8 protein-coding genes are annotated in these 7,717 nt (G+C 42.9%); all 8 read right to left on the bottom strand.

The genetic code is table 11. The annotated features are described in order from the left end of the window. Positions 1–191: 191 nt before the first annotated feature. Positions 192–431, bottom strand: coding sequence for a hypothetical protein (locus tag FTU01_RS15200; RefSeq protein WP_159123128.1), 240 nt, complete (start codon positions 429–431; stop codon positions 192–194). A gap of 62 nt (positions 432–493) precedes the next feature. Beyond that, positions 494–916 carry a hypothetical protein gene (locus tag FTU01_RS15195; RefSeq protein WP_180012522.1) on the bottom strand — a complete coding sequence of 141 codons (423 nt, stop codon included), beginning with the start codon at positions 914–916 and terminating at the stop codon, positions 494–496. 108 nt (positions 917–1,024) lie between these two features. Next, positions 1,025–1,987, bottom strand: coding sequence for a protease SohB (gene sohB, locus FTU01_RS15190; RefSeq protein ID WP_159123126.1), 963 nt, complete (start codon positions 1,985–1,987; stop codon positions 1,025–1,027). 138 nt (positions 1,988–2,125) lie between these two features. Beyond that, positions 2,126–2,368 carry a hypothetical protein gene (locus FTU01_RS15185; protein WP_180139956.1) on the bottom strand — a complete coding sequence of 81 codons (243 nt, stop codon included), beginning with the start codon at positions 2,366–2,368 and terminating at the stop codon, positions 2,126–2,128. Between the two features lie 205 nt (positions 2,369–2,573). Next, positions 2,574–3,491: a phosphate ABC transporter ATP-binding protein PstB gene (gene pstB, locus FTU01_RS15180; protein ID WP_218952590.1), complete on the bottom strand. Its 918-nt coding sequence runs from the start codon at positions 3,489–3,491 to the stop codon at positions 2,574–2,576. A 13-nt stretch (positions 3,492–3,504) separates the two neighbouring features. Then, positions 3,505–4,896, bottom strand: a complete 1,392-nt coding sequence (pstA, locus tag FTU01_RS15175) for a phosphate ABC transporter permease PstA (RefSeq protein ID WP_180139950.1) — start codon at positions 4,894–4,896, stop codon at positions 3,505–3,507. After that, positions 4,896–6,275 carry a phosphate ABC transporter permease subunit PstC gene (gene pstC / locus FTU01_RS15170; protein ID WP_179992252.1) on the bottom strand — a complete coding sequence of 460 codons (1,380 nt, stop codon included), beginning with the start codon at positions 6,273–6,275 and terminating at the stop codon, positions 4,896–4,898. Before pstC ends, pstA begins: the two co-directional genes overlap by 1 nt. A 105-nt stretch (positions 6,276–6,380) precedes the next feature. After that, entirely contained in the window at positions 6,381–7,409 is a 1,029-nt protein-coding gene (locus FTU01_RS15165) for a substrate-binding domain-containing protein (protein WP_180052569.1), read from the bottom strand. Between the last annotated feature and the right edge of the window lie 308 nt (positions 7,410–7,717).

The raw sequence follows: 7,717 nt of genomic DNA, 5'->3' as shown, positions 1-7,717 counted from the left end.
TAATGGAGAAATCTAATCGGTATGTTATACCTGAGAGAAGAGTGAGGAGTTATCCAAGGGTTGTAAAAGGAAAACCTCAAAAATACCCAAGAAAAAGCCAGTCAATCTCTTAACTGACTGGCATTACACTAAAGTGAGCTTTTTTATTTGCTGGAATTAAAGACTTAGATTTTATATTTTCTTATTTTAAATTATGGAAGTGGGCAATATCGCTGCCAATCATCTTTCATTTTTTGCAATTCATTACCCGTCAATATCTCGCTGTAATAAATATAATAGGTGGCATCGGGATATTGAATCTCATGTCTGTACATAATTCCACGTAGAGAAACAGGCAACTCTTCTGGGAAGTCATCCGCTAAATTCAGTTCCTCAAATTCATAGTTAAAATAACAATTTTGGATTGCTAAAAATGCTTCAGCCACGGTCATCTTTCTGCTCTTAATGGAAATATGCTTCATTTTAGCTGATGAGCAGTAACCATGCCTGATATTTATGAAGGTTCAATCCATTTAACCAGCTTAGATTCTGCCAAATGCGGATATTTGAACTTATCTAAATATTCAAAGCAGGCTTTTTGACCTTGAGGAATTTTCTTTAGATGCTTATCAAAAAATAGATGACGATTATATTGAGCACCATCAAAGCGGATGCTGACACGCTCAAAGTAACCACCACGACGAGCATTGAATTGGTAAAATTGAATCACGCCACAGTCCTGCGAAGGAATAACAGGTGGAGCATCTGGCTTTAAAAATGCGTAAAGTAAAAAGATTGAAGTGCCCGGAAGAAAGCTGAGCCAAAATAAAATTTTCTTCGATTCGTCAGTGGTTAATTTCGCTTCAGAATAGAACATACATAGCATCGGAATAAAAATGATACTGAAGAAGCCGAATAGTAAAAGAAACGTGAGCATATAAATGAGAAACCACTATAAGTCAGTTATTTATAGCACAATTGTTTGATTTTAGATCATAAAAAAGCCCACCGAAGTGAGCTCTTAGATTCATAACTGAATAATGAATTAAAGTTTAGGATCGCGCATCTGAACCAGATTTGAATTGGCTTTGGTTAGCGTATCTACCACTTTATTCATCACCGCAGGGATAAAAGAATCTGCAATTTGTGCTGCTTGCAAACCTAGTTTTTCGCCCAGCGTTGGTTTTTTACGGGTCTGGATTAAATACACATCATGTTGTGGTAATAGGCCTAGCAGATATTCATCGGAAGTTTGCAGTTTATCCACCAGATTCAGGTCTAGGGCATCCTGACCATACCAGTGTTCACCCGTTGCCACTTTTTCAACATTTAACTGTGGACGATATTTTTCCACGAAGTGTTTAAACAAGGCATGTGTCTGTTGCAATTCTTCTTCAAACTTGGCTTTGCCCTCTTCGGTATTTTCACCAAACATGGTCACCGTACGTTTGTATTGACCCGCAGTATAAAGTTCAAAATCGATCTTGTTTTCTTTCAGCAGACGGTTAAAGTTTGGCACCTGTGCCACTACCCCAATTGAACCCACAATCGCAAACGGCGCAGAAATCACTTCATTTGCAATACACGCCATCATATAACCGCCACTGGCTGCAACCTTATCAACACAGATGGTCACATGAAAACCCGCTTCACGTAAGCGCACCAGCTGCGCAGCTGCAAGACCATAACCATGCACCATACCACCCGGACTTTCTAAACGTACAATGATACGGTCACGACCAGCTTTCGCTGTAGATAGAATCAGGGTAATTTCTTCACGCAGGCTTTCTACCGCAGACGCAGCCATATCGCCTTTAAAATCGAGTACATAGATTTTCTGGTTAGTTTTCTTACGCGCACGCGCTTCTTTTGACAATTGCTGGCTCAATTGCAAAAGTTCCAGTTTAGATGAAGTTGTTTGCGCTATTTTTTTTCGTTGCTCGTTAATGCGCGCATTCAAGTGACTAATACGGATTTCAGCGGGTAATTTGGGGGTATGAAATAACATAAAAATCGGGTCTCAATTATTTATATAGGTTTCAATTTAAGATAAGGTCAAATGATTTTTTTTCAATAGAATATTGTTGTTTAATTGCTGAAACAGAGCAGTATCCATGGGGCTTTAGTAGAGCAAAAATAATTTGTACTATAAAAGATTGATGCCATGCTGATAACCTGCCCAGAGAATAACACCCAGCAATATAGCAGAATTCGTATATAAGGCTTTTTCCTGCTTTTTGAAATAGAAATTCAAACTGAGTCCATACAGCAATCCAATCAGTGTATAAAACATGCTGCCGCCTTGTAATTGATGCCACAAACCACCAATGCCTAAACTTAATGCGATCAGCAGCATCAGAAAAACTGACATCTTTTTGAGTGTTTCCATAGCGGATGCAACCTTTTCTTAACATCTATCTTTTGACAGCTCTGCCATGTCAAAGACGGCATATTCTATAAGAATTTAGGTCACAATAGGATTCGGTTTATTTTTCCACATTTCACTGATTCAATTGATATATCTTCTATTCTTTGGTTACTTTTGGATATAAAAAAAAGAGCTTTTTAGCCCTTCTTTCTTGAGATAAAACTTCTTAACCAAAACGCCCTGTAATATAGGCCTCAGTGAGCTGATGATCTGGCTGGGTAAAGACTTTCTCGGTCGAGTTGACTTCGATCAGATCACCTAAATGGAAATAAGCAGTCCGATCAGAGACTCGCGCTGCCTGCTGCATGGAGTGAGTCACAATAGCAATGGTGTATTGGGTTGATAGCTCGGAGATCAGTTCTTCAACTTTGGCTGTTGCTATCGGATCGAGTGCTGAACAGGGTTCATCCATCAGAATCACTTCAGGAGAAACGGCAATCGTCCGTGCAATACATAAACGCTGCTGCTGACCACCCGACAATCCCGTGCCCGGCTGATTTAAACGGTCTTTGACTTCATCCCATAATCCCGCTTTACGCAAGCTGTGTTCTACGATTTCTTCCAGATCATATTTATCCCGTGCCAGACCATGCAATTTTGGCCCATAAGCGACATTATCAAAAATCGACTTTGGAAAAGGGTTTGGCTTCTGAAACACCATCCCCACCTGCGCACGCAGCAATACCACATCCAGATTCGGGTCATAAATATCCTGATGATCCAGCAACACCTTACCGGTTACACGACAGCGATCAATCGTGTCATTCATCCGGTTTAAGGTACGCAGGAAAGTTGATTTACCACAACCTGAAGGACCGATAAAAGCAATCACTTCATTTTCATAGATATTCAGATCAATGCCTTTAATTGCTTCTATTTCACCATAGTAAACATGTACATCTGAGGTACTGATTTTGACCTGATCTGACTTTTTCGGTGCTTTGTTTTCAGCTTGGCTATCAAACTGGGAGACAAAAGCAGTCGCTGGCTTTTGGGTCACAGAATCTTGGGTAAATTGTGTATGTTGTGGATTCACAGACGGATCCTTTTCTAAGGAATTTATAGTTGGATTTGCTGTATTCATATTCTGCTCTTCCTTACCAACGGACTTCAAATTTCTTACGTAACCAGATGGCTAAGCTGTTCAGGCTGATCATCATGGCCAGAAGTACAATAATGGCTGCTGCAGTACGTCCTTCGAAGAAGTTACGTAGCTCATTGCCTTGCCACAGGAAAATTTGCACCGGCAATGCTGTGGATTGATCAAATGGTGAAGCCGGTACACTTGCGACAAAAGCACTCATCCCGATCAATAATAGCGGGGCCGTTTCACCCAGTGCTTGTGCCACACCAATAATCGCCCCCGTCAAAATACCTGGTAGTGCAAGCGGTAAAACATGGTGAAATACGGTTTGCAAGCGTGATGCACCTAAGCCTAATGCTGCCTGACGAATGGATGGCGGTACGGCTTTAAGTGATGCACGCATAGTAATAATCACAGTCGGTAGTGTCATCAAACTTAATACCAGACCACCCACCAACGGTGCTGACAGTGGTAAATGCATCCAGCCAATAAAAATCGCTGCACCGAGTAAACCAAAGACAATGGAAGGAACTGCTGCAAGGTTATTAATATTCACTTCTACGACATCGGTAATCCAGTTCTTTGGTGCAAATTCTTCAAGATAGATGGCCGATGCTACCCCGATCGGAATCGAGATAAAGATCACGATCAGCATCATGAATAATGAGCCCATAAATGCGCCTGCGAGACCTGAGGTAGCAGGTGAACTGCGCGAGTCCGGACTGGTAAAGATATTGGTATTAAAGCTACTTTCTATGATTCCGGCAGCTTTCATATCATCCGCAAGCTGACGGACTTCAGGACTGAGCTGTTGCTGTTCATCGGGCAGATCGCGGTCAATATTGCCAGCCAGCCAGACATCAACATTGGCATCTGCGAGAATTTTTACGTCTTTGGTTTGACCGACCAGAGCCGGATTATTCAGTACCATATCCCGCAGACGATACGCTTCTGAACTGGTATATAAATAGCCCAGTTCATCACGCTGGCTTTCCAGCTTACTGTCTTTGGCAATCATGCCATTTACAATCAAGGTATCCCAGTCAACCAGACCGACCTGCATTTGCCAATCCACCATACGCTGTTCAAATTGTGCCTGGGATTCTCCCGCAGCCTGTTTAGGTTTAGGATTAATATTGACAATGGCTGGATCAAAATGAATCGGCAAGCTCATACTGCTTTGCCAGAATGCCGGCAAACCTTTGCCCAAAATACTGCCGAAAAGAACTACCACAAAGAACAAACCAGCCAATACGGCAGAAAGCCCCATGACACGAAAGGTTTTTTCTTTGCGATGACGTCGTGCCAGAGAGCTTTGAATGGTCTTCCTGCGCTTTTCACGTTGCTCAGCAGCCACAGATGGATCAATAGGCTGATCTACAGGCGTTGTATTTGAAGTACTCATTAGTCGTATTGCTCTCGATATTTACGCACGATGTACAGTGCAACAATGTTCAGCCCCAAAGTAATGACAAACAAAGTAAGACCTAAGGCGAAAGCCACCAGCGCCTGCGGACTGGCAAAGTCAGTATCACCCGTCAACTGATTGACGATGGTAATGGTCACTGTTGAAACTGCTTCCAGTGGATTGGCATGCAGTTGCGGACTGTTTCCTGCTGCGAGTACCACAATCATGGTCTCACCAATGGCCCGCGATGCCGCCAGCAAAAAAGCGCCAATAATGCCGGGTAAAGCGGCTGGTAATACGACCTGACGAATCGTTTCAGATTTGGTCGCGCCCAGACCTAAAGAACCATCCCTCAAGGCACGTGGTACCTGGGTAATAATGTCGTCTGATAAAGATGACACGAATGGAATAATCATGATGCCCATGACGAAGCCAGCAGTAAGCGCACTGGTGGCATTAATATCAATACCGACCAAAGCACCTAGACTTTTAAGAAATGGCCCCAGAATCATTAAGGCGAAAACACCGTAGACAATCGTTGGAATTCCAGCCAAAACCTCAATGGTCGGCTTTGCCCAAGCTCGGAAGCGTGGTGATGCGTACTCGGCCAGATAAATCGCAATCATCAGTCCTAAGGGGACTGCAACAAGTAATGCAATCCCGCTGACCATCAATGTTCCCCACAGCAATGGCAATAATCCATAACTGCCTTCGGCATGACCCGTGGTGCTAAAACCCGGATCCCATTCGGTGCCAAAGAAGAAATCCAGTGGACTGACAAAGCTGAAGAATCGCATGGCTTCGCCAAACATCGACATCACAATGCCGAGTGTGGTCAGGATGGCTACTCCAGAACACAAGGCCAGCCCGATATTCATGATCTTTTCGACCTGATTCCGTGCACGAAAATTCTGGCTGATCCGTTTTTTTGCCCAGACCAGACCGGCCAAAGCCACAGAAATGACAACTGCCAGTTTGGCAAAAGTACCGATGGTAGAAAATTTAGCTAATTGTTCTGCTGCTGCAAGTTCATAAGCAGCCGGCTGATCACTGACACCGAAACCGGAAGCCAATGCCTGTACACGATCTATGACCACACTCAGACTGGCTTGATCCAGATGAGTCAAAACATCATGAGGCAGGTGTTTAATTACGACCTGTTCCAGCAGGCTAGGTTCAACAATGTTCCATGCCATCAGAATCAAAAATGCAGGAAGTCCACACCACAAAGCTACGAGCGCGCCATAATATCCAGGACGTGAATGTAGCATCTCAGAATTATTGCCCTGACCTGCTAGTTTCCGGCTTTTACTTAATCCGATTTGATAGGCGATGGCAATTAAAGCCAGTAACACACCTATAAGTAGCAGATTCATGTATTCTCCATGGTTCTTTTCAGGATTTTAGTCTGTGAAAAAACTTGCTTGCCATGAAAAGCCGATGACAGGTCGACTGTCACCAGCATTTCCCTAAATCCTGTTTTATTTCACTACTACGGCTTTTGCAGCCTTAAAATTTGCCAGCACTGCTGCACGTTCTTTGTCTGACATTGAAATCAAGCCGGCTTTTTCCAGCTTGGAACCCTTACCCGATACCTTTTTATTCAGGAAATACTCTGTGAACTGTTGCAAACCTTTGATTGATTTCAGGTGTTCGCCTTTGACATAGAAGAACAATGGACGAGATACCGGATAAGCCCCATTTAAAATGGTCTTTTCAGAAGGAGCAACGTTATTGACGGTTGCTACACGTAGCTTGTCGCGGTTTTGATCGTAAAAGCCCAGGCCGAATACGCCAACAGCGCTCGGTGAGGTTTTTAAGCGTGCCAAAGTTTCAGTATAGTCACCTGAAATTTCAACAACACGGCCATCTTTACGGAAGCTGGTACATGCTTTTTTCTGTGCATCTTTCGCTAGAGCCTTAATAGCAGCATACGATTCACAACCTGCATCCACCATCTTCTCCTGGAAGACTTCACGTGTGCCATGATTTGAAGCCGGAATCACTAAAGTGATAGGTTCATTCGGTAAGGCTGGATCAATCTGGTTCCAGCGGGTATATGGATTTGCTACCATTTTCCCTTTGGAAGGTAACTGCGCAGCTAAAGCAGCATAAACATGCTGAGGTCGTAATTTATAAGCGGCTTTATTCGAATTAGATGCAAAGACAATCCCGTCATACCCGATCTTGATTTCTAGTACCTTGTTGACACCATTCTTTTTACATTCTGCCAGTTCGGCACTTTTGATTTGACGCGAGGCATTCGCAATATCAATGGTATTGTCCCCTACACCATTACAGAACTGTTTTAGGCCGCCAGATGAACCACCTGAACCAACGACTGGTGTTTTAAACTGAGGGAAAGTATTGCCAAATTCTTCAGCGACAATACTGGCATAAGGTAAAACAGTAGAAGAACCTGCGATTTGAATAGTGTCACGTGCTGCATTCGCTGTCGTGGATGCCGCTACCCCCGCTGCAATTAAGATTGCTATATTTGTTAAGCGCATTCTGGATCTCTCTCATTTATTAAAATTTCAAGTACACCACTTTTGATTCAGTTGAGTACCTGTTTTCGATACTCACATTTTGATTTTGGAATATGACAGCCGGGTTACAGCTTTATGACGGTTTTATGATAATTAATCCGTCACCTGATCAAGACAATATAATAGAAAAAAGACCCTGTTCAGGTAATGCCAGTCAGTTAAGCAAATTTTAGTAAAATGTAGTAAAAATGAGTGTATGTAAATACGCTCATTTTTTTATGTCTTTATCTGAACATTTAGAATCCACTCTTGAACATTCTCTCCCATCA

It is taken from the genome of Acinetobacter sp. YH12043, assembly GCF_013419915.1.
GTDB lineage: Bacteria > Pseudomonadota > Gammaproteobacteria > Pseudomonadales > Moraxellaceae > Acinetobacter.
The sequence above is the reverse complement of the archived record's forward strand: the minus strand, read 5'-3'. Positions and strand labels throughout refer to the sequence as shown.

Excerpts from the sequence above, each read along its gene's own strand:
- FTU01_RS15165 (WP_180052569.1), bottom strand. The coding sequence starts at position 7,409 with ATGCGCTTAACAAATATAGCAATCTTAATTGCAGCGGGGGTAGCGGCA.
- FTU01_RS15195 (WP_180012522.1), bottom strand. The coding sequence starts at position 916 with ATGCTCACGTTTCTTTTACTATTCGGCTTCTTCAGTATCATTTTTATT.
- sohB (WP_159123126.1), bottom strand. The coding sequence starts at position 1,987 with ATGTTATTTCATACCCCCAAATTACCCGCTGAAATCCGTATTAGTCAC.
- FTU01_RS15185 (WP_180139956.1), bottom strand. The coding sequence starts at position 2,368 with ATGGAAACACTCAAAAAGATGTCAGTTTTTCTGATGCTGCTGATCGCA.
- pstB (WP_218952590.1), bottom strand. The coding sequence starts at position 3,491 with ATGAATACAGCAAATCCAACTATAAATTCCTTAGAAAAGGATCCGTCT.
- pstA (WP_180139950.1), bottom strand. The coding sequence starts at position 4,896 with ATGAGTACTTCAAATACAACGCCTGTAGATCAGCCTATTGATCCATCT.
- pstC (WP_179992252.1), bottom strand. The coding sequence starts at position 6,275 with ATGAATCTGCTACTTATAGGTGTGTTACTGGCTTTAATTGCCATCGCC.
- FTU01_RS15200 (WP_159123128.1), bottom strand. The coding sequence starts at position 431 with ATGACCGTGGCTGAAGCATTTTTAGCAATCCAAAATTGTTATTTTAAC.